Raw genomic sequence first — 22,852 nt, 5'->3', positions numbered from 1 at the left:
AGCTTGGAGGAACAATGACCAAGTCTGAACTTATTGAAAGACTTGCTGGCCAGCAATCTCATATCCCGGCGAAAGCCGTTGAGGATGCAGTGAAAGAGATGCTTGAGCATATGGCTGCGACATTGGCCGATGGCGAGCGCATCGAGATCCGCGGATTCGGCAGTTTTTCTCTTCACTACCGTGCTCCGCGCGTAGGTCGTAACCCAAAAACCGGTGACAAGGTTGAACTGGATGGCAAGTACGTCCCTCACTTTAAACCAGGTAAAGAGTTACGTGACCGCGCCAATATCTATGGCTGATGTCTGATTGACCATAGAGTTGTTGCTTGTAAAAAATAAAACGGTGCCTTTGGGCGCCGTTTTTTTTTAGCTGTAATTTATCCCTGCCTTTTCGGTCACCTATCATTGTCGCGCCGTTGGTTATGCGACACAGCAAGCATTTTCCTGGTGCAAGCCACGCCGTCAGCTAACAGTTTGCGCACCGTATTCCGCGGTAGGTTTTATCCCCCAGCACACCAGGTCGCCCCGACGTAACATCCGGTTATAGCCACCTTTTGTCTGGGAGAAACCTATCAGACTGTCAATGGATATTGCCGCCATCGCCGTGGTGGCCGGCATGTTGCCGATCTTGTTTATGCCGCAATTGCCCACCTGGCCAATTCTGTTGGGATTGGCGACGCTGATGGTTTGGTTATGGCGACAAACCAGCAGCGCGTTATGCCAAACGATGGCATGGGCGCTTTGTGGGCTGGTATTTGCGTGCTGGAGCGCAAACGTCGTCATGCAGCAGATTACCACTCTCAGCGAAAAAACCGTTGAGGTAGTCGCAACCGTCAGCAGCGTTAAACTGACGGGTAGCGAACCGGCCAAAATTCTTTTCAGGATTGAGCAGGTTGGCCAACGCTGGATTTTTCCCGCGCTGTCATTCAATGCCCGTTTGAAAACGCCTGACTGGTGCGCCGGCCAGCGATGGCTGCTGAGGGTTGGTTTCAGGCCGGTACACGCCAACCTCAATCAGGGAGGATTCGATAGCCAGCGTTGGGCGATCGCCCGACGCCAGCCACTGACCGGTTACATTCACGCCGCCAGGCCGCTTGATGGGCAGTGTGGCTTGCGGCAACGCATCATCACCGCGGTAGAGCGACGCATCGGCGCCCTGGAACATCGAGGCACCATGCTGGCGCTGGCCTTTGGTGAACGGGCGCAGGTTGCTCAACAGGTGCGTGAACGACTACTGAAAACCGGTATCGCTCATTTGATGGCGATTTCAGGCCTGCATATTTCTCTGGCCGCTATGATGATCTGGGGACTGGCGCGTTTATGGCAGGCTTTACTGCCTGGGCGCTGGATTGGCTACCGTTTGCCGTTGGTGATTGGCACAGGTGCGGCGTTGGGGTACGCCTGGTTGGCCGGCGGTCATCCGCCGGCGTTGCGCGCTGCGATCGCCTTGACGCTGTGGGTAATATTACGCATGCGCGGCATATGCTGCTCCTCCTGGCAGGTGTGGCTGTGGTGTATTTGTCTGCTCCTGTTGAGCGATCCGCTGGCTATATTATCCGACAGCTTTTGGCTGTCGGCACTGGCGGTTGCCGCGCTGATTTTCTGGTTCGAATGGGCACCGCTACCCCGGCGCTTTAGCGCGGTCTGGTATTGGGCACCGTTACGCTGGCTGCACATCCAACTGGGGATGACACTATTACTGCTGCCAATGCAGTTTGGCCTGTTTCAAGGGGTGTCCTGGACCTCGCTGCCGGCGAACCTATGGGCTGTACCGATCGTTTCGTTACTGTCGGTACCGCTGATTCTTACCGCTGTGGTGTTGAACAATGTGCCGATGCTGGGCGAGTCTTTATGGTTGGCAGCCAATCAAACGCTGGTTTGGGCGCTTTGGCCACTGTGCTGGCTGGAGCAGGGGTGGGTACGCATCAGTTCGGGGCTGATGCAGTTCAGCGTGCTGGGGTGGTTGAGCGTGGCGGCGTGGCGTTTCGGCTGGTGGCGCAGTTACCCGGCGGGGGGCGCTGCGCTAGTTCTCGCATGCCTGTTGTGGCGCGAGCGTCCGGCGGAACACCGTTGGCGGCTTGATATGCTGGACGTGGGGCATGGCCTGGCAGTGGTAATCGAGCGCAATGGCAAGGCCGTCATCTATGATAGCGGCAATCGTTGGAGTACCGGCAGCGCCGCACAGCGTATCATATTGCCGTATTTGCGCTGGCGAGGCTTGCAACTGGAACATATCTTTATCAGCCATAGTCATCTGGATCATATCGGTGGGTTGCCGGAGTTGCTGCAGGCATTCCCGCAAGCCAGTGTTCACTCACCGCTGAGCGATGCTGGACACTTGCCATGTATACAGGGGCAGCAGTGGCAATGGCAGGGGTTGCGCATCAAGGCGCTGTGGCCACCACGGCGGGTGAATTATGCCGCCAATGATGATTCTTGCGTTATTCGCCTGGATGACGGGCGGCACAGCGTTTTGCTTACCGGCGATCTGGAAGCCAAAGGAGAAGCGGCGCTGCTGCGCCAGCGGGCCAACTTGCCCACCACCTTGTTGCAGGTGCCGCATCATGGCAGCAAAACCTCGTCAACGCCGTCTTTTTTACGGGCGGTGGCACCGAAAGCGGCGTTGGCTTCGGCTTCTCGCTATAATGTTTGGCGCTTACCCGCAGAAAAAATCATCGGTCGTTACCGGAAAAACAACATCCGTTGGCATGATACGTCGCGTTCCGGACAGCTCAGCGTGCTTTTTTTCGTCAATGATTGGCAAATTAATGGCTTTCGAGAACAATTAATGCCCCGTTGGTACCATCAGCGGTTTGGCGTAGAGAGGGATAATGAGTAAAATGGGCCGCTATTTCTTCCAATGCTGGTATTTGCATGATGAATGATAAAGATCTCTCGACCACGCAGACCTTTCGTCGACTGTGGCCGATGATCACACCTTTCAAGTCAGGGCTGATTGTGGCCGCCATCGCGTTGATTCTGAACGCAGCCGGGGACACATTGATGTTGTCCTTGCTGAAACCTCTTTTGGATGATGGTTTTGGTAAAACCGACAGCAGCGTTCTGCTCTGGATGCCACTGGTCGTGATTGGCCTGATGCTGATGCGCGGCATAACCAGCTTCGTTTCCAGTTACTGTATTTCCTGGGTATCGGGCATGGTGGTGATGCAAATGCGCCGCCGTCTGTTCGGCCACATGATGCGCATGCCGGTGGCGTTTTTCGATCAGCAATCGACCGGTACCTTGCTGTCGCGCATTACCTATGATTCCGAGCAGGTCGCCTCGTCATCATCCAGTGTTCTGGTGACCGTAGTGCGTGAAGGGGCCTCGATTATCGGCCTGTTCATCATGATGTTCTACTACAGCTGGCAGCTGTCGGTGATTCTGATTATTCTGGCGCCGATTGTGTCGTTTGCCATCCGGATGGTATCGAAGCGTTTTCGCAATATCAGCAAGAATATGCAAAATACCATGGGGCAGGTTACCACCAGCGCTGAACAAATGCTGAAAGGGCACAAAGAAGTGCTTATCTTCGGTGGGCAGCAGGTGGAAACCGAGCGCTTCAATTCCGTCAGCAATCGCATGCGTCAACAAGGTATGAAACTGGTTTCCGCCTCGTCGATTTCCGATCCGATCATTCAGCTGATTGCGTCGCTGGCGTTGGCGTTTGTGCTGTTTGCCGCCAGTTTCCCAAGCGTAATGGAAACGCTGACCGCCGGTACCATCACCGTGGTGTTCTCGTCGATGATTGCCCTGATGCGTCCGCTGAAGTCATTAACCAACGTCAACGCGCAGTTCCAGCGCGGTATGGCTGCCTGTCAGACGCTGTTCTCCATTCTGGATATGGAGCAGGAGAAAGACACCGGTACGCGCGAAGTACAACGCGCTAAAGGCGATATTGAATTCCGCAACGTAACCTTCTGCTACCCCGGCAAGGAAACGCCAGCGCTGCGTGATATCAATCTGAGCATTTCAGAGGGCAAAACGGTGGCACTGGTTGGACGTTCCGGTTCGGGCAAGTCGACCATCGCCAATCTCCTGACGCGTTTCTATGATATTCAGCAGGGTGAAATCCTGATGGATGGCCACGATCTGCGAGAATATACCTTGGCCTCGCTGCGCGATCAGGTGGCACTGGTGTCGCAAAATGTGCATTTGTTCAATGACACCATCGCCAACAATATCGCTTATGCGCGCGAAGATCGTTATAGCCGTGAAGAAATCGAAAAGGCAGCGCGCATGGCCTATGCGATGGATTTCATCGAAAAAATGGACAATGGCCTGGATACGGTGATCGGTGAAAACGGTGTGATGCTTTCCGGTGGCCAGCGTCAACGAATTGCCATTGCTCGCGCATTGCTGCGCGATTGTCCAATCCTGATCCTTGATGAAGCGACCTCGGCACTCGACACCGAATCTGAGCGCGCTATCCAGGCTGCGCTGGATGAGTTGCAAAAAGACCGTACTTCTCTGGTGATCGCACACCGTCTGTCTACCATCGAAAAAGCCGATGAAATTCTGGTGGTGGAAGACGGGCGTATCGTAGAGCGTGGCGAACATAATGAGTTGATCGCCAAACAAGGCGCCTATGCGCAACTGCATCGTATGCAGTTTGGTGAATAATGATCGATCGCATCTGGTCAGGCAGTTCGCTGCTCTATCTTTTGCTGTTGCCGCTCTCCTGGCTGTATGGCCTGGTGAGCGTGCTCATCCGGCTCAGTTATCGTCTTGGCTGGCGTAAAAGCTGGCGTGCGCCAGTGCCGGTGGTGGTGGTCGGTAATCTGACCGCCGGCGGTAATGGCAAGACGCCGATGGTGATCTGGCTGGTTGAACAATTGCAGTCGCGTGGCTATCGGGTCGGGGTGGTATCACGTGGTTACGGCGGGAAATCACCTATCTACCCGCTGTTGCTGGATGCACAAACCACAACGCAGCAGGCCGGTGACGAACCTGTGCTGATTTACCAGCGTACCGGCGCCCCGGTGGCGATTGCGCCGAAACGCGCCGCTGCGGTACAGGCTTTGCTACAGCAGCACGATCTCGATCTGGTGATCACCGATGATGGTTTGCAGCACTATGCGTTGCAGCGTGATTTCGAGCTGGTGGTGATTGACGGTGTGCGTCGTTTTGGCAACGGCTGGTGGCTGCCGGCCGGGCCAATGCGTGAGCGTGCCGGGCGGTTGGACACGGTGGATGCCTGCATCGCCAACGGCGGTGTAGCGCAGCCGGGGGAAATCGCCATGCGGCTCCAGGCGCGCGAAGCGGTAAATATGGTCAGCGGTCAGCGCCTGGCAGCAGAACAATTGCCACGGGTGGTGGCGATGGCCGGTATCGGTCATCCACCGCGCTTTTTTGCCACGCTTGAGAACCTGCGGGTGAACGTTGAGCGGGAGGTGGCGTTTGCCGACCATCAGCAATATGACCTTGCACAGCTGTCCGAGCTGACTCCGCAGGGGCAACCCCTGTTGATGACCGAGAAAGACGCGGTTAAATGCCGTAGTTTTGCGCAAGCGGATTGGTGGTATTTGCCCGTCGATGCCGTGTTGCCGAACGAGCAGGCAAATACCCTGTTGCAGCGTATTGAAGCCTTGCTGAAAAAGTAATTTACAGCGCCAGCGTGGCAAGTCCCAACGCTTGCGCGCAGGCCTGTACAGATCGCTGCTGCGTTTGCTGATATAACGTCAATTCATCGATCACTTGCGCACCCAGCGCGAGTTCAAAGGCCGAGCGGCTCGACGCTGCATTATAATGTGCCTGCTGGTTGTCTCCCAGGTTTGATTGGAAAATGCCTGCCGCGCTGACCGGCAGAAAATCCTCGTATACCAGCGGTTGGAAACGCACATAATCTTGCGCGATCAGCTGTTCAAGCGAGCAGTGCTTGTCCAGACCCTCCTTGGCCGCCAATCCGCACTCGGTGGGGAAGTAGCGAAACCATGCCAACTGCTGTTCACGCAGGGAGGCATAATCATCGGGAAACGCTTGGAAGTATTCCTGTAATAACTGGTTATACCGATCGGCATTTTTCTCGCTTGGCGCAGCCTGCAAGGCATCGTTGGTAGCTTGCAGCAAGCGGTCGTACAGCGCTCGCCCTTTCGGCGTCAGCGCGACGCCGCGTTGTTCAATTTCTCCAAAGCGCGCAGTGTGGTGGCCGGCAACCGTTGTGCCGTCGTGTTCGACAAACGCTACCTGCTCTTCAAGCGCCTTGAAGCTGGTTTGTCGTAACAGGATCGGGCAATTACGCCGGGGCGGGCCTTCAATGACCGCCTTTGGCGTAATACCGCGTTTTGGCATGCCGTCTTGCACGCGGTCAATGTCCAGCGTACGTGGCGTCAGGTGGTTGATATGTGGCCCTTTAAAGGCCACCACGTCGGCGATTAACCGGTGCTGGTCGTGCAGTTGCTGATACTCGGCTGCGCTGACGGTTGCCTGATGGTGCCAACGGAAGGTTTCCAGCGCCTGTTCGATAAACTCGCTCGCTTGCGCGTGGTCAAGCCCGCCTTGCGCTTCATGCAGGGTAATGAGCTCAAGAGCTCGCTCGGTGAAAATACGGCGGCGGGCCAATAAGCGTTCGGCCAATGCGCGCAGTTCGGGTTGTTCAATCAATTCCAGACGCAACAGTGAAGTAAATACGCGAAACGGACTGGTTTGCAGATCTTTTTCATGCACCGCTCGAAATGCGGTGGAATGCACGGGTACGCCAGCAACGGCCAGATCGTAATAACCGACCGGCGCCATGCCCATAACGTTAAACAGTCGCCTCAGGGTAGCCAATTCGTTGGCGGTACCAACCCGAATGGCGCCATGACGTTCCATTGCCAACCGCTCAACCTCACCGGTAATTTGCAACTGATGCGCCAATTCGGCGTCATTACTCAGCCGTTCCCGGTTGGTTTCGGCAACCAGCTCAAGTAGCTCGCCGTATAAAGGCACTTCCTTTTGATACATATCAGACATGGCATGCGAGAATTTGGCACGGATTTCATTTGGTGAGATGAACTGCTGGGCGGTCATGCGCATAGCTCCTTAATTCAGCATAATCTGAAATTATTATTTTCGGCGATCGTACTGGCCTGGCGGCCGGCTGCCTTGTTTTCAACCCAAGTTTAGCTATCTGACCATGGTTTTGTTATAACCAACTCAAACATATTAGATTTTTATGCGTTAGCTCTCATTTGCGGAATCTTCATGGTACGTATGGGTATCTAGAAGCGGAGAAGGCTTGCCAATGGCAAGATTTTTTAAAAATAAATTCAATACAATCATTGTGATAAAATTAAACTGCCGATTAAATTAAAAATGGCCTGATAAACCCCTTGTGCTTACCGTTGTTTTATGAGTAAATGCAGGTCGGCCTGTGATACAGACCTATTTATGTTCGAGTTCAGATTTAGATGTTGAGTTATGCAGTTCCTTCAAAGTCGTTATCTTTCGATTCCGCTTCAAAGACGAACCTTCTAAGTATCTCCCATAAGTAATGTTTCTGAAAACGGCCACCATTGCCTTATGGCAGATTTTGTAAATATATTTAAAGGTAAAAGTAATGTCTAAGAAGACTGGTCAAGTTAAGTGGTTCAACGAGAGCAAAGGTTTTGGTTTCATTGAGCAACACGACGGCGGTAAAGACGTATTCGTACACTTCTCCGCAATCATGACCGACGGTTTCAAGACTCTGGCTGAAGGCCAGCGTGTCGAGTACACCATCCAGGACAGCCCGCGCGGGCCGGCTGCCGCCAACGTTGTTGCCCTGTAATAACAGGGAATAGCGTAAACGTTCTTAATACAACCGGGAGTGGCCATTGACGCCCCTCCCTGCGGAAGATATTAAGTACACCAAGCCCGCCGTAGTGCGGGTTTTTTAATTTTTGCTCACGAGAGGTTTGTTACGAAAAACTTTAGGATGGGCTGGTAGCGTCCCGACAATAATAAAAATGACGTTGTCATGGATGCTCAAGTAAAAAGGATAGAATCTATGTTTAAAAATACTGTATTAAAAATGGGCCGCGTGAAATGGTTTGACCAAGCCCAAGGCTATGGCGTTATTTCTCCGGTTGATGGTAGTGACGAAATTTATGTTAGCCGTCGTGCTATCGCCAATACCAAAAATAAATCGTTAAACGAAGGTCAGAACGTCGAGTTCTCGATCTACCGCAGCTCCCACGGGCTGTCAGCCGCAGACGTTATCGTGTTCTAAGGCATTCCTTCCTCGCCAGTGCCGGTGTCGCCACCCCCAAGCACTGGCGAAGAAAAATCCCCAAAATTCCACTATCATCAGGCGATTGCTCAATCACCTGGATGTTCGCATGCCAATACCGATAATTTCACTCGCCGCCGCCCGTTCGCTGCATCTTGCCGCTCAGGGATTGCTGGTTCCCAGCAAACGCAAAGCCAAACCTGACGATGTGATTGCCGCCATTCGGCGCATGGGATTATTGCAGATCGATACCATTAGCGTGGTCGCGCGCAGCCCGTATCTGGTGCTGTTCAGTCGATTGGGCGCCTATCCTCCAGAGTGGCTGGAGCAGGCGTTGGCGGGGCGTCAGTTGTTTGAATATTGGGCGCACGAAGCCTGTTTTCTGCCGATTGAAGATTTTGCGTTATTGCGCCACCGCATGCTGGATCCGCAAGGTATGGGCTGGAAATATTCTCAAGCCTGGGTCGACGAACATCAGAGCGCAATTGATGATTTGCTGGCATACGTGGCGGAGCATGGCCCGGTGCGTTCAGCCGATTTCAATGCCGAAAAAAAGGGTAGCAACGGCTGGTGGGATTGGAAACCGGAAAAACGTCATCTGGAGATTTTGTTTACCGCCGGCAGGCTGATGGTAGCCGAGCGCCGTAATTTTCACCGCGTTTACGATCTCACTGAACGTCTATTGCCGGATTGGCACGACGCTACGCAGGCACTGCCTGAGGCGGCGGCTCGTGAGGAGATGCTGACACGCAGCTGCCGTTACCTGGGCATTTTCAAGCCGGAGTGGCTGGCGGATTACTATCGTCTGAAGCGCGTGTCGCCGCAAAAATTGCTGGATCGTTTGACGCGAGCTGACAAAATCATGCCAGTACAGGTCCGTGGGCTCGACGGCACATGCTATGTGCACCATTCGCTGGCGGAGCAATTGGCGCTGGCGCAGCAGGGTAAATTAAAATCTAGCGTCACCACGCTATTGTCGCCATTCGACCCGGTGGTGTGGGATCGCCGCCGCGCACAGGAGCTGTTCAATTTTGAGTACCGGCTTGAATGCTATACGCCGAAGGAAAAACGGCAATATGGCTATTTCACGTTACCGGTGCTGCAGCGTGGCGAGTTGATTGGTCGCATCGATGCAAAAATGCACCGTCGCAAAGCGGAGTTTGAAGTCATCAGTTTTCATACCGAACCACGGGTACGTATGGGGCGGCAGCGCTGTCAGGATGTTTTTCAGGCGATTGAGCGGATGGCCAAATGGCATGGCGCTACCCGTGTTACGCTGGGGAATATACCGGCTTCGGTTCGTGGCGAATGGGGCAGCGGTTGGGAAGTGGGATAACGAACGACGTTGTTATAGGGGGGTAAAACGAGTGACAGCGCCGTTCGTTACAAGCCGAGCCTCAGTTGCTGAAATGGGCAAACAGGGCGATGATTTTGTGAATGCGTTTCATCATTTGCAGGTACAACATTAATTATGTGATGCAGATCACATAATTTACACCGATACGGTGCCCAACACAACCGTAAAATCTGCTTGTGGAAAAGAGCAGCAGTTACATCACCGATGATTAACCTGCCGCTGGACGATATGCTATTCTGTTGCACTTTCCTGATGTCACATTCCCCGCATGGAGGAAGCATGGATCACCGTTTACTCGAAATCGTTGCCTGCCCGGTCTGCAACGGAAAGTTGTACTTCAATAAAGAAAATCAGGAGCTGGTGTGTAAGCTGGACGGTCTGGCCTATCCGCTTCGCGACGGTATCCCGGTGCTGCTGGAAAATGAGGCGCGTACGTTACCACTGGACGAGAAACACGCATGAGTTTTATCGCTATCATTCCTGCTCGTTATGCATCCAGCCGTTTACCGGGCAAGCCGTTGGCAGATATCCACGGTAAACCGATGGTGGTACACGTGATGGAACGTGCGCGTGAATCCGGCGCCGCACGCGTGATTGTTGCCACCGATCACCCAGACGTTGCCCGCGCGGTAGAAGTTGCCGGCGGCGAAGTCTGCATGACCAGCCCGGATCATCATTCCGGTACCGAACGCCTTGCGGAAGTGATCGAGCATTACGGTTTTGCCGACGAGCAGATCATCGTCAACGTACAGGGTGACGAGCCGCTGATCCCACCGGTGATTGTACGACAGGTGGCCGAAAACCTGGCCAGCAGCAGCGCCGGCATGGCGACCCTGGCGGTACCGATTGAAACGGCGGAAGAGGCCTTTAATCCCAATGCGGTCAAGGTGGTAATGGACGAAAAAGGGTACGCGCTGTACTTTTCGCGGGCCACCATCCCGTGGGATCGTGAGCGTTTTGCCCAGACCAGGGAGCAGATCGGCGACAGCTTGCTGCGTCATATTGGTATTTATGCCTACCGCGCCGGGTTTGTACGCCGCTATGTCAGTTGGGCGCCGAGCCCGTTAGAACAGATCGAACTGTTGGAGCAGCTACGAGTGCTGTGGTACGGCGAAAAGATCCACGTCGCGGTGGCCAAGGCCATTCCAAGCGTTGGCGTCGATACGCCGGACGATTTACAACGGGTGCGCGACAGCCTGCAGCGCTAAGTCGTGGTGCCCAACGCCGTCGGTACGCCCGTGCCGACGGCTGTTCCCCCTGCATTATCCCCGTTTTATTGATCTGCGTTGAGGAATTTTCCCGTTCATCGTTCGATGATGTCAGGCGTTCTCTACGATTTTCGTGAGGTTTAGCCTAAGTGGAACAGTTACGTGCCGAACTGAGCAAGGTACTGGGTGAGCCAGTCAGTCGGCTGGAACGTGTCAGTGAGCAGCCTTATGCACACCTGTATTCGCTGTACGATCGACAAGGGCATGCGATCCCGCTGATGGCGAAGAGCTTTGTCTGCGCGGGCATTGCCCAGCAGGAGGCCTACAAGCTGTCGATGCTGGCAAGGGAAGGCGACGTGCGTTTGCCGGCAGTTTTCGGCGTGATTTACACCCAACAGGCGCCATACTCTGAGGTATTGCTGATTGAGCGCTTGCGCGGCGTTGCCGTTGAAGCGCCTAGCCGCACGCCGGATCGTTGGCATATGCTGATGGAGCAGATCGTCGACGGCATGCTGGCCTGGCACCGCATCGACAGCCACGGTTGCGTAGGCACCGTTGACAGCACGCAGGAAAATGACTGGTTCTGCTGGTATCAGCAACGGGTCGAGGTGCTGTGGTCAACTCTCAATAACCAGGATTCCCGCCTGCTTACCATGGCAGATCGCCGATTACTGTACCGCACGCGTGAATCATTGACCCATTTCTTCGTCGGTTTTGACGATCCCTGCGTGCTGGTACACGGCAATCTGTCGCTGCGCAGCATGCTCAAGGACGTCAAAACCGATCAACTGCTGGCAATGATTAATCCCGGCATGATGCTGTGGGCGCCGCGTGAATATGATCTGTTCAGACTATGCGAGGCGGGGATGCCCAGCCAGCTGCTGTTCCATTACCTACGGCGGGCGCCGGTGGCGGAATCCTTCCTGTCTCGGCGTTGGTTGTACGTCATCTGGGAAGCGGTTGGCCGCATGATTCACACCGGTAAACTGGATCGGCAGCAGTTTGACGTTGCGTCGCAGCAGTTAATGCCGTGGCTGGCCGACTGACGAGCCTTGCTCCGCCACTGGGGCTGCATCCTGCCCCTTTAATCGCTGCCATAGGCCGCCGAGGGTTTCATACCAGGCGCGCTCGCTGTGTCCAAGGAACATGGCCGAAGGCATGACCCGATCCCAGACGTTGAGCGGTGAGGCGATCGCCAACTGATTGGCCGGCGCCGGGATCGGCTGCAATCCCTGTGCTTCAAAGAAACGCATCGCACGTGGCAGATGATTGGCGGAGGTCACCAGAATAAACCGCTGTTTGCCGACCAGTTGTGCTACCTGCGCCGCTTCCTGTTCGGTGTCGAGCGGTCGATCAAGCACCACCATATCGCTGCGTGGCACGCCAAGGCTGGCGGCAACCCGTGCCGCGGTTTCCGCGTTGCTGAGGGTATTGGCGCCGCGCGCGCCGGTAAACACCATTTTTGCTCCCGGATGGTTCAGGTAGAGCCGCACCCCTTCGGTAACGCGTGGCAAACTGTTACCAATCAGATTGGAGCTCGGCGCCCATTGCGGATTGAAAGTATAACCTCCCCCCAAAACCACGATATAATTCACCGGGTCATTACCGTTATAGGTAACATATTCTGATTCAATAGGCCGCAACAGCCGATCGGCCACCGGTTGCAGACTGAAAAGCAGCAAAAACAGCCAGCTCAGGCTAAGGATCGCTTTGGCGCTTTTCTGCCAACGGGTAAACCACAGCAGCAATAAGGCCAGAGCCATCAGCAGCAGGAGCGCGGGCAATGGCATCAAAATGGAGCCGATGAACTTTTTCAGGGTAAACAGCATCGGAAACAGGGTCCTTTTGGGCGAAAAAACGACATCCGGGCGCAATCAGGCCGCAAGAAGATTTATTCTATGCCAGTCTGTGCCAAAATAGCAGGTTTGAATGGGCGGGTGCGTTGTCCCACGCCAAAAGAACATCAGCGGAGCCGTTGTCCAATGCACGATCGCAATTTTGACGATATTGCTGAAAAGTTTGCGCGTAACATTTACGGCACCACCAAAGGAAAGATTCGCCAGGCGGTGGTGTGGCAGGATCTGACCGCGTTGCTGGCGCAGTTGCCGCAGCGGCCGTTGCGTATCCTTGACGCCGGTGGCGGCGAGGGTCATATGGCCTGTCAATTGGCAGAATTAGGACATCAGGTGTTGTTGTGCGATCTTTCTGGTGAGATGATCCAGCGCGCGGCGCAGTTGGCCGAGCAAAAAGGTGTGAGCCACAACATGCAATTCATACAAAGTTCGGCTCAGGAGATCGGCCAACATTTGGAACAGCCGGTCGATCTGGTATTGTTCCATGCTGTGCTTGAATGGATTGCCGAGCCGCAGGCGGCATTAAAGGCGTTGTATGACTGTCTGCTGCCCGGTGGCGCGCTGTCGCTGATGTTTTTCAATGCCAACGGCCTATTGATGCGCAATGTGGTATTGGGTAACTTTCAGCTGGTCAACCCGGAAGTCAGACGCCGGCGCAAGCGCTCGTTGTCGCCACAATACCCGCACAGCCCGCCGCAGGTTTACGGCTGGCTGGAGAGTCTGGGGATGCGCATCGGCGGCAAGACCGGCGTGCGGGTGTTCCACGATTATCTGCAGAGCAGGCAGTTGCAGACACAGAAATTTGAAGAATTACTGGCGCTTGAACAACACTATTGCCGGCAGGAGCCGTATGTGAGTTTGGGGCGTTATATTCACGTCATGGCGCATAAACCAAACCTGAAGGACGAACTATGAGTGAATTTTCCCAGACTGTACCCGAACTGGTCGCCTGGGCACGGAAAAATGATTTCTCTATTTCGCTCCCTACGGAGCGTCTTGCGTTTCTGCTCGCCATCGCCACGTTGAACGGCGAGCGACTGGACGGCGAGATGAGCGAAGGTGAGCTGGTTGATGCATTTCGCCATGTCAGCAAAGGGTTTGAACAGACGCACGAAACGGTGGCGATCCGCGCCAACAATGCGATCAACGACATGGTGCGCCAGCGCCTGTTGAACCGGTTTACCAGCGAACTGGCGGATGGCAATGCCATCTACCGCCTGACGCCGCTTGGTATCGGTATCACCGATTACTATATCCGCCAGCGCGAGTTCTCTACCTTGCGTCTGTCGATGCAGCTGTCGATCGTGGCGCAGGAATTGAAGCGAGCCGCCGATGCCGCCGAAGAAGGCGGGGATGATTTCCACTGGCACCGCAACGTGTTTGCGCCGCTGAAATATTCGGTGGCAGAAATCTTTGACAGTATCGACATGACCCAGCGGGTGATGGATGAACAGCAGCAGGGGGTGAAGGAAGATATCGCCGCGCTGCTTAACCAGGACTGGCGTGCCGCGATCTCCAGTTGCGAAATGCTGCTGTCGGAAACCTCCGGCACGCTGCGCGAATTGCAGGATACGCTGGAAGCGGCGGGGGACAAGTTGCAAGCCAATCTGTTGCGCATTCAGGACGCCACGCTGGGCGAGATGGAACTTGGTTTCGTCGACAAGCTGGTGTTTGATCTGCAAAGCAAACTGGATCGTATTATCAGTTGGGGTCAGCAGGCGATCGACCTGTGGATCGGCTATGACCGCCATGTGCACAAGTTTATCCGTACCGCGATCGACATGGATAAAAACCGCGTATTTGCCCAGCGTCTGCGCCAATCGGTGCAGAATTACTTCGACAATCCGTGGGCGCTGACGCACGCCAATGCCGATCGCCTGCTGGACATGCGCGATGAAGAGCTGGCGCTGCGCAGTGACGAAGTGACCGGCGAGCTGCCACCGGATCTGGAGTTCGAAGAGTTCAGCGAGATCCGTGAACAGCTGGCAGCGATGATCGAACAGGCGCTGAAGGTTTATCAGGAACAACAGTTGCCGCTCAATTTAGGGGCGGTAATGCGCGATTATCTGGCGCAATATCCGCGTGCGCGTCATTTTGACGTAGCACGCTTAGTGGTCGACCAGGCTGTGCGCCTTGGTGTGGCTGAAGCTGATTTTTCAGGGTTGCCGGCGCAATGGCAGGCAATCAATGATTACGGAGCCAAGGTACAGGCCCATGTCATCGACAAATATTGAACACATCATGCCAGTGAAACTGGCCAAGGCATTGTCTAACGCGCTGTTCCCGGCGCTCGACAGCCAACTGCGTGCGGGGCGTCATATCGGCATCGATGAGCTGGACAACCACGCTTTCTTAATGGATTTTCAGGACGAACTGGAAGTATTTTACGCTCGTTACAGCGTGGAGCTGATCCGCGCGCCGGAAGGGTTCTTCTACCTGCGACCGCGTTCCACCACGCTGATCCCGCGTTCGGTACTGTCCGAGCTGGACATGATGGTGGGCAAGATACTCTGTTATCTCTATCTGAGCCCAGAACGCCTGGCGCATGAAGGTATTTTCAGCCACCAGGAACTGTATGATGAGCTGCTGAGTCTGGCGGATGAAAATAAACTGCTGAAGTTCGTCAATCAGCGTTCAACCGGCTCTGATCTGGACCGCCAGAAACTGCATGAAAAAGTGCGCACCTCGCTGAACCGCCTGCGTCGCTTGGGCATGGTCTATTTCATGGGCGGTGACAGTAGCAAATTCCGTATCACTGAAGCGGTGTTCCGCTTTGGCGCGGACGTGCGCAGCGGCGACGATCCACGTGAAGCGCAGCTGCGCATGATCCGTGACGGCGAAGCGATGCCGGTCGAAAATAGCCTGCTGCTGAATGACGAACCGGACAGCGAAGACCCATCGACGGACCACACCCCGGACAGTGCAGAGGATGAACAGGAATGATTGAACGCGGTAAATTTCGCTCACTGACGCTGATTAACTGGAACGGTTTCTTCGCCCGCACTTTTGATCTGGATGAATTGGTCACCACGCTTTCCGGCGGCAACGGCGCCGGTAAATCCACCACCATGGCGGCGTTTGTTACGGCGCTCATCCCGGATTTGACGCTGCTGCACTTTCGTAATACCACCGAAGCTGGCGCCACCAGCGGTTCGCGCGACAAGGGTCTACACGGCAAGCTGCGTGCCGGGGTGTGTTATTCCACCCTCGACGTGGTTAACTCGCGTCACCAGCGGGTGGTGGTGGGCGTTCGTTTACAACAGGTTGCCGGCCGCGATCGTAAGGTCGACATCAAACCGTTCACCATCCAGGGCCTGCCGACGGCGGTCCAGCCGACCGAAATTCTGACCCAGACGGTGGGTGAGCGTCAGGCGCGAGTGCTGTCACTGCAAGAGTTGAAAGAACGCGTCGAAGAGATGGAAGGGGTGCAGTTCAAACAGTTCAACTCGATCACCGACTATCACTCGCTGATGTTTGACCTGGGCGTGATCCCGAAACGTCTGCGTTCCTCGGCGGACCGCAGCAAATTCTATCGTCTGATCGAAGCCTCGCTGTATGGCGGGATTTCCAGCGCCATTACCCGCTCGCTGCGTGATTATCTGTTGCCGGAAAACAGCGGCGTGCGCAAGGCGTTTCAGGATATGGAAGCCGCATTGCGTGAAAACCGCATGACGCTGGAAGCGATTCGCGTCACCCAGTCCGACCGTGACCTGTTTAAGCACCTGATTTCAGAAGCGACATCCTACGTGGCGGCGGACTATATGCGTCACGCCAATGAACGACGCATCCATCTGGATGGCGCGTTGGTGCTGCGCAACGATTTGTTCGGTAGCCGCAAGCAGCTGGCTGCCGAGCAGTATCGCCACGTGGAAATGGCACGGGAGCTGGCTGAGCAAAGCGGTGCCGAATCGGATCTGGAAACCGACTATCAGGCAGCCAGCGATCACCTGAACCTGGTGCAGACCGCCATGCGCCAGCAGGAAAAGATCGCGCGTTACGAGGCCGATCTGGAAGAACTGACCTACCGGCTGGAAGAACAGAACGAAGTGGTGGCGGAAGCCAGCGAACAGCAGGCAGAAAACGAAGCGCGGGCCGAAGCGGCCGAGCTGGAAGTGGACGAACTGAAGAGTCAACTGGCCGATTACCAGCAGGCACTGGACGTGCAGCAAACGCGTGCCATCCAGTACCAGCAGGCGTTACAGGCGCTGGAGCGCGCACGTGCGCTGTGCCAGTTGCCGGAACTGAGCGCTGAAAACGCCGAGCAGTGGCTGGAAACCTTCCAGGCGCGCGAGCAGGAGGCAACCGACGCCTTGCTGAAGCTGGAGCAGAAGCTGAGCGTGGCCGATGCCGCCCACAGCCAGTTCGAGCAGGCCTATCAACTGGTGTGCAAGATCGCCGGTGAAGTCAGCCGCAGCGAAGCCTGGCAAACCGCGCGCGAGCTGTTGCGCGACTGGCCTTCGCAGCAGCATCAGGCGGAACGGGTACAACCGCTGCGCCTGCGCCTGAGCGAACTGGAGCAGCGCCTGCGTTCGCAGCAGGACGCCGAACGCTTGTTGCAGGAGTTCTGCAAGCGCCAGGGGCGGGATTACCAGCCGGACGAGCTTGACGCCTTGCAGCAAGAGCTGGAAAAGCGACTGGAGTCGCTGTCGCTGAACGTCAGCGAAGCCGGCGAACGGCGGATGGAAATGCGCCAGGAACTGGAGCAGATCCAACAGCGTATCAAAGAATTGACCGCGCGCGCGCCGATATGGCTGGCGGCGCAGGATTCACTGGGTCAGTTGAGCGAGCAGAGCGGTGAGCCGCTGGAAAGCAGCCAGCAGGTTACCGAGTACATGCAGCAGTTGCTGGAACGCGAACGTGAAACCACGGTTGAGCGTGATGAAGTGGCTGCCCGCAAACGCGAGATCGACGCGCAAATCGAACGACTCAGTCAGCCGAGCGGCGCGGAAGACCAGCGTCTGGTGACCCTGGCAGAACGCTTCGGCGGCGTATTGCTGTCTGAAATTTATGACGATGTGACCATCGACGATGCGCCGTACTTCTCGGCGCTATACGGCCCGTCACGCCACGCGATCGTGGTACCGGACCTGTCGCTGGTGCGCGAAATGCTGGAGGGGCTGGAGGATTGCCCGGAAGATCTCTATCTGATCGAGGGGGATCCACAGTCGTTCGATGACAGCGTGTTCGCCGTTGAAGAACAGGAAAAAGCGGTGGTGGTGAAAATCGCCGACCGCCAATGGCGTTATTCCCGCTTCCCTGAAGTGCCTTTGTTTGGCCGCGCGGCGCGTGAGCAGCGCCTGGAAGTATTGCACGCAGAGCGCGAATCGTTGGCTGAGCGTTACGCCAACCTGTCATTCGACGTGCAGAAAACCCAGCGTTCTCACCAGGCATTTAGCCGGTTTATCGGCACACATCTGGCGGTGGCGTTTGACGCCGATCCGGAAGCAGAAATACGCACGCTGAACGGCCGTCGCAACGAAATCGAACGTGCGCTGAATAATCATGAAGCGCAGAACCAGCAGCAGCGCCAGCAATACGATCAGGCAAAAGAAGGCATTTCGGCGTTGAACCGTCTGACGCCACTGGTTTCCTTGCTTAATGACGACACCTTGCAGGATCGGGTGGAAGAGCTGCACGAAGAGCTGGAGGAGGCGCAGGACGCCGCGCGTTTTCTGCAACAGCATGGCGTATCGCTGACCAGGCTGGAACCGCTGGTGTCGGTATTGCAGAGCGATCCCGAACAGCACGAGCAGCTGCAGCAGGATTACCAGCAGGCGCAAAGCGTACAGCGTCAGGCCAAGCAGCAGGCGTTTTCCCTGACTGAAGTGGTTCAGCGTCGTGCGCACTTCAGCTACACCGATTCGGCCGGTATGCAGAATGCCAACAACGATCTTAACGACAAGTTGCGTCAGCGGCTGGAGCAGGCAGAGGCGGAGCGCAGTCGTGCCCGCGATCGACTACGCCAGTACCAGACTCAGTTTACCCAGTACAGCCAGGTACTGGCGTCGCTGAAAAGCTCCTACGACGCCAAACGCGACATGCTGAAAGAGCTGAGCCAGGAACTGGTCGACATCGGCGTACAGGCCGATGCCAACGCCGAAGCACGTGCGCGCCAGCGCCGCGACGAGCTGCATGCTGCGCTGAGCAATAACCGCGCACGTCGCAACCAGCTGGAAAAACAGCTGACCTTCTGTGAAGCGGAAATGGACAGTCTGCAGAAGAAACTGCGCAAGCTGGAACGCGACTATCATCAGTTGCGTGAGCAGGTGGTGACCGCCAAGGCCGGCTGGTGCGCAGTGATGCGCATGGTGAAAGACAACGGCGTTGAGCGTCGTCTGCACCGCCGTGAACTGGCCTACATGGACGGCGACGAACTGCGCTCGATGTCGGATAAGGCGCTGGGTGCGCTGCGTCTGGCGGTTGCGGACAACGAACATCTGCGCGACGTGCTGCGTCTGTCGGAAGATCCAAAGCGGCCGGAGCGTAAAATCCAGTTCTACATCGCGGTGTATCAGCACCTGCGTGAGCGTATTCGTCAGGACATCATCCGTACCGACGATCCGGTCGAAGCCATCGAACAGATGGAAATCGAACTGGGCCGTCTGACCGAAGAGTTGACGGCACGCGAGCAAAAACTGGCGATCAGTTCCAAGAGCGTGGCGAACATCATTCGCAAAACCATTCAGCGTGAACAGAACCGCATCCGCATGCTCAACCAGGGCTTGCAGGCGGTATCCTTTGGTCAGGTGAAGAGCGTACGTTTGAATGTCAACGTGCGCGAAGCCCACGCCACGCTGCTGGACGTGCTGTCCGAGCAGCAGGAACAGCACCAGGATCTGTTCAACAGCAACCGGCTGACCTTCTCCGAAGCGCTGGCCAAGCTGTATCAGCGCCTGAACCCGCAAATTGATATGGGCCAGCGCACGCCGCAAACCATCGGCGAAGAGCTGCTGGATTACCGTAACTACCTGGAGCTGGAAGTCGAAGTATTCCGTGGTTCCGACGGTTGGCTGCGGGCCGAAAGCGGCGCCTTGTCTACCGGTGAAGCGATCGGTACCGGCATGTCGATCCTGGTGATGGTGGTTCAGAGCTGGGAAGAAGAATCACGCCGTCTGCGCGGCAAGGATATTTCGCCGTGCCGTTTGCTGTTCCTGGATGAAGCCGCGCGTCTGGATGCCAAATCCATTGCTACGCTGTTCGAGCTGTGCGATCGCCTGGAAATGCAGCTGATTATCGCTGCGCCGGAAAATATCAGCCCGGAAAAAGGCACCACTTATAAACTGGTGCGTAAGGTGTTCCAGAATCAGGAACATGTCCACGTGGTTGGCTTGCGCGGCTTTGCCGCAGAACCGCTGGCGGTGGAGACCAACCCGGCACCAGCGCCGCAGGCATAAGCCAAAAGCGTCCTTAAAACTCTGAAAATAGCCGCCTTGGGGTGGCTATTTTTTTTCGGTACGAGGATGATAGTGCGTTTTTAGCCGCCGACAACCATCGGCTAGCTTAATGAAATAAACAGTAATTCTGTGCTGTCTGAGAGCAAAGCAGCCTTTCTGTTTGTATACTTGGATTAAGCAGTAAACTTTGATGTATTTTTGTGAGCATACAGGGGGCAAGGGATGTTGCTTATAAAAGGAAGCACAATACGACGTCTGGCACTGAGTTGCGCAATTGCAGGTAGTTTTGCCGCGTCGTTACCCGCATGGGCCACTGTGCCGGCGTTGTCCGCCGCGTCCTCCAGCATGTCGGTCGCGCAAAGCCGTTCCGAACTGGTTGCGGCGTTGCCTGGCGGCGTGACGCCGCACTACCTTTCAACCCTGGCGCCGTTGTATGCGGCCAACCAGATGCAGCCAATGTGGCAGGATCGCGAGGCGGTGCAGCAGTTTCAGCAGCAATTGGCGGAACTGGCCATTTCTGGCATACAGCCGCAGTTTACCCAATGGGTCAGGCAATTGACCGATCCGGCCATCAGCGATATGGGCCGGGACATCATCCTGTCTGACGCCATGCTTGGTTATCTGCAGTTTGTGTCGTCAATCGGCGCCAACGGCAACAACTGGTTATACAGTAACATTCCGTACAAACTGACCACACCGCCGGGTACCGTCATCAACCAGTGGCAGTTAGCGGTGCGGCAGGGCAAGGCACAGGCGTACGTTGAGTCGCTGGCGCCACAGCACCCGCAATATGCCAAAATGCATCAAGCGCTGCGCGACATGCTGGCCGATAACCGCCCCTGGCCGCGACTGGCCAATGGGCCGAGCCTGCGCCCGGGCGAGATCAGCAACGATATCCCTGCGCTGCGTGAAATCCTGCAGCGGACCGGCATGATGATAGATGTTCCGGCCGCCAGTCTACCTGCGCAGGAGCCGGCGGTGGTTAATCGCGCCGCCGCTCCGGTGGTGAATGACGATTTATCCGTTGATGAGGAAGCGCTGCGCGAGAACCGCGGCACGGTGGTCAGCCCATCGGCGGCCCCGGTGGACAATATCACCACGCCAACTGACAGCGCACTATTGCAGCCACCGCCCGCAGCGGCATCGATGGCTGACAACCTGTATTCCGGCGAGCTGGTCGAGGGGGTGAAGCGCTTTCAGAAATGGCAGGGGTTGAGTGCCGACGGGATCATCGGCGTGCGAACGCGCGAATGGCTGAACGTGTCGCCGCAAATGCGAGCGTCACTGCTGGCATTGAACATTCAGCGGCTGCGCATCCTGCCGGGGCGCGTCAGTAACGGCATTATGGTCAATATTCCCAATTATTCACTGACCTATTACCAGAATGGCAATGAAGTGCTGTCGTCGCGGGTTATCGTTGGCCGCCCCAGCCGCAAGACACCGATGATGAGCAGCGCTTTGAACAACGTGGTGGTTAACCCGCCGTGGAACGTGCCGACCACGCTGGTGCGTGAAGACATCGTGCCGAAAGCGATGCGAGACGCCAACTATTTCCGCAAACATGGTTATACCGTGCTTTCCGGCTGGAGCAACGATGCCGAAGTGATTGATCCGTCAATGATTGACTGGAATATGGTCTCAGCGCGCAACTTCCCGTATCGCATCCGTCAGGCACCAGGGGCTACCAACTCGTTGGGGCGCTTCAAATTCAATATGCCCAGCTCGGATGCCATCTATCTGCACGATACGCCGAATCATAATCTGTTCCAAAAGGATATCCGGGCGCTCAGTTCGGGGTGTGTGCGGGTTAATAAGGCTTCTGACCTGGCCAATATGCTGTTGCAGGATGCCGGTTGGAACAATAGTCGTGTTTCCTCAACCCTGAAACAGGGAAATACTACTTATGTCAATGTACGTCAGCATATCCCGGTGAAATTGTATTATTTAACTGCCTGGGTTTCTGATGATGGAAAGCCACAATTCCGTACAGATATTTACAATTACGATAATACCGTGAGATCCGGCGCACAAATTTTGGCTCAGGCCGAAAAATTAATGCAATAAATGCAGTAATTATAAATAAATAACGGTCAGAATATCGGGCCATATGGCCGGCGCCCAATCCCTGGGCGCCGGTAAACCGCGGGACATCACGGGTTGACTCAGCCTGCGTAGCCGGTTATGGTTCGGGCAGTGCGCTTTTTTGTGCATATTTTTTTGATATTCTTGCCGGGTTTGACAGAAACATGGACAAAATAGATCATCACCGCCGTAAGTGGTTAACGTTAGGTACGGCTGCCATGGGCATAGCGCTGCTCCCAGGGCAAGCATTTGCCAGTCTTTCAACTTCTCGCCCACGTATTCTGGTAGTAAATAACCTGCATACCGGAGAATCGCTTAAAGCCGAATTCTTTGATGGCAAAGGTTATAATAAAGAAGAGCTGGCTCGTCTAAATCATCTTTTCCGCGATTACCGTGCAAATAAAGTGAAATCGATAGACCCGCGTCTGTTCGATCATTTATATCGTTTGCAGGGCCTGCTCGGCACCAGCAAACCGGTTCAGTTGGTCTCCGGTTACCGTTCGCTCGGTACCAATAACGAACTGCGTTCGCACAGCCGCGGTGTGGCCAAGCACAGCTACCATACCAAAGGGCAGGCGATGGATTTCCATATCGAAGGCATCCAACTGAGTAATATCCGCAAAGCCGCGTTAAAAATGCGTGCGGGTGGTGTAGGATATTACCCACGTAGCAACTTTGTACACATTGATACCGGCCCGGCTCGGACCTGGTAATCATTCAGTACGCTGATTGACGCGCCGGCCGGCAGGTTCGGCGCCGTGGTTGTTG

General features: G+C 55.6%; 18 protein-coding genes. 16 read left to right on the top strand and 2 right to left on the bottom strand.

The features are described from left to right. The first annotated feature begins 14 nt into the window (after positions 1–14). The 4 genes from ihfB (at position 15) to lpxK (ending at position 5,602) form a co-directional block, all read left to right on the top strand. Positions 15–299 carry an integration host factor subunit beta gene (gene ihfB / locus NYE85_RS18905; RefSeq protein ID WP_015671760.1) on the top strand — a complete coding sequence of 95 codons (285 nt, stop codon included), beginning with the start codon at positions 15–17 and terminating at the stop codon, positions 297–299. 283 nt (positions 300–582) lie between these two features. After that, a complete protein-coding gene (locus NYE85_RS18900; RefSeq protein WP_259006225.1) occupies positions 583–2,838 on the top strand; it encodes a ComEC family protein in 2,256 nt (751 codons plus the stop codon). 35 nt (positions 2,839–2,873) lie between these two features. Further along, complete coding sequence (gene msbA, locus NYE85_RS18895) at positions 2,874–4,622, top strand: lipid A ABC transporter ATP-binding protein/permease MsbA (RefSeq protein ID WP_259006224.1); 1,749 nt, start codon at positions 2,874–2,876, stop codon at positions 4,620–4,622. Next, on the top strand, positions 4,622–5,602 hold the full coding sequence (gene lpxK / locus NYE85_RS18890; RefSeq protein ID WP_259006223.1) for a tetraacyldisaccharide 4'-kinase: 981 nt from the start codon (positions 4,622–4,624) through the stop codon (positions 5,600–5,602). The genes msbA and lpxK overlap by 1 nt, the downstream gene beginning before the upstream one ends. A 1-nt stretch (position 5,603) precedes the next feature. Here the strand turns inward: lpxK and NYE85_RS18885 are convergent, their stop codons facing one another. Next, complete coding sequence (locus tag NYE85_RS18885) at positions 5,604–7,010, bottom strand: VOC family protein (RefSeq protein ID WP_259006222.1); 1,407 nt, start codon at positions 7,008–7,010, stop codon at positions 5,604–5,606. A 529-nt stretch (positions 7,011–7,539) separates the two neighbouring features. Here NYE85_RS18885 and NYE85_RS18880 point away from each other — a divergent pair. The 6 genes from NYE85_RS18880 (at position 7,540) to NYE85_RS18855 (ending at position 11,801) form a co-directional block, all read left to right on the top strand. Next, positions 7,540–7,749, top strand: a complete 210-nt coding sequence (locus NYE85_RS18880) for a cold shock domain-containing protein (protein ID WP_004928244.1) — start codon at positions 7,540–7,542, stop codon at positions 7,747–7,749. Positions 7,750–7,968: 219 nt separating this feature from the next. Next, complete coding sequence (locus NYE85_RS18875; protein ID WP_259006221.1) at positions 7,969–8,190, top strand: cold-shock protein; 222 nt, start codon at positions 7,969–7,971, stop codon at positions 8,188–8,190. Positions 8,191–8,299: 109 nt separating this feature from the next. Next, the gene (locus NYE85_RS18870) at positions 8,300–9,526 is read left to right on the top strand and encodes a winged helix-turn-helix domain-containing protein (RefSeq protein WP_259006220.1); all 1,227 of its coding nucleotides are present in this window, start codon (positions 8,300–8,302) and stop codon (positions 9,524–9,526) included. Between the two features lie 300 nt (positions 9,527–9,826). Further along, complete coding sequence (locus NYE85_RS18865; RefSeq protein ID WP_039992255.1) at positions 9,827–10,009, top strand: Trm112 family protein; 183 nt, start codon at positions 9,827–9,829, stop codon at positions 10,007–10,009. Then, positions 10,006–10,755: a 3-deoxy-manno-octulosonate cytidylyltransferase gene (gene kdsB / locus NYE85_RS18860; RefSeq protein ID WP_259006219.1), complete on the top strand. Its 750-nt coding sequence runs from the start codon at positions 10,006–10,008 to the stop codon at positions 10,753–10,755. The genes NYE85_RS18865 and kdsB overlap by 4 nt, the downstream gene beginning before the upstream one ends. 149 nt (positions 10,756–10,904) lie before the next feature. Further along, complete coding sequence (locus tag NYE85_RS18855) at positions 10,905–11,801, top strand: YcbJ family phosphotransferase (protein ID WP_259006218.1); 897 nt, start codon at positions 10,905–10,907, stop codon at positions 11,799–11,801. On the opposite strand, the gene elyC is transcribed toward NYE85_RS18855, so the two are convergent. Next, complete coding sequence (gene elyC, locus NYE85_RS18850; protein WP_259006217.1) at positions 11,778–12,584, bottom strand: envelope biogenesis factor ElyC; 807 nt, start codon at positions 12,582–12,584, stop codon at positions 11,778–11,780. The genes NYE85_RS18855 and elyC overlap by 24 nt on opposite strands. 153 nt (positions 12,585–12,737) lie before the next feature. Between elyC and cmoM the strand changes: the two genes are divergently transcribed. The 6 genes from cmoM to NYE85_RS18820 all read left to right on the top strand — a co-directional run bounded on the left by cmoM (position 12,738) and on the right by NYE85_RS18820 (position 22,797). Further along, entirely contained in the window at positions 12,738–13,523 is a 786-nt protein-coding gene (gene cmoM / locus NYE85_RS18845; RefSeq protein ID WP_259006216.1) for a tRNA uridine 5-oxyacetic acid(34) methyltransferase CmoM, read from the top strand. After that, positions 13,520–14,842 carry a chromosome partition protein MukF gene (gene mukF / locus NYE85_RS18840; RefSeq protein WP_259006215.1) on the top strand — a complete coding sequence of 441 codons (1,323 nt, stop codon included), beginning with the start codon at positions 13,520–13,522 and terminating at the stop codon, positions 14,840–14,842. The genes cmoM and mukF overlap by 4 nt, the downstream gene beginning before the upstream one ends. Next, positions 14,823–15,551, top strand: coding sequence for a chromosome partition protein MukE (gene mukE / locus NYE85_RS18835; RefSeq protein ID WP_259006214.1), 729 nt, complete (start codon positions 14,823–14,825; stop codon positions 15,549–15,551). Before mukF ends, mukE begins: the two co-directional genes overlap by 20 nt. Then, positions 15,548–20,002, top strand: coding sequence for a chromosome partition protein MukB (gene mukB / locus NYE85_RS18830; RefSeq protein WP_259006213.1), 4,455 nt, complete (start codon positions 15,548–15,550; stop codon positions 20,000–20,002). Before mukE ends, mukB begins: the two co-directional genes overlap by 4 nt. Positions 20,003–20,224: 222 nt before the next feature. Then, positions 20,225–22,066, top strand: a complete 1,842-nt coding sequence (gene ldtD / locus NYE85_RS18825) for a L,D-transpeptidase (protein ID WP_259006212.1) — start codon at positions 20,225–20,227, stop codon at positions 22,064–22,066. Between the two features lie 182 nt (positions 22,067–22,248). After that, on the top strand, positions 22,249–22,797 hold the full coding sequence (locus NYE85_RS18820) for a YcbK family protein (RefSeq protein WP_004964757.1): 549 nt from the start codon (positions 22,249–22,251) through the stop codon (positions 22,795–22,797). Positions 22,798–22,852 lie beyond the last annotated feature (55 nt).

Source organism: Serratia sp. AKBS12 (assembly GCF_024793895.1).
Classification (GTDB): domain Bacteria; phylum Pseudomonadota; class Gammaproteobacteria; order Enterobacterales; family Enterobacteriaceae; genus Serratia_F.
Note: the sequence above shows the minus strand (reverse complement) of the source record. Positions and strands in the feature narration are given on the sequence as shown.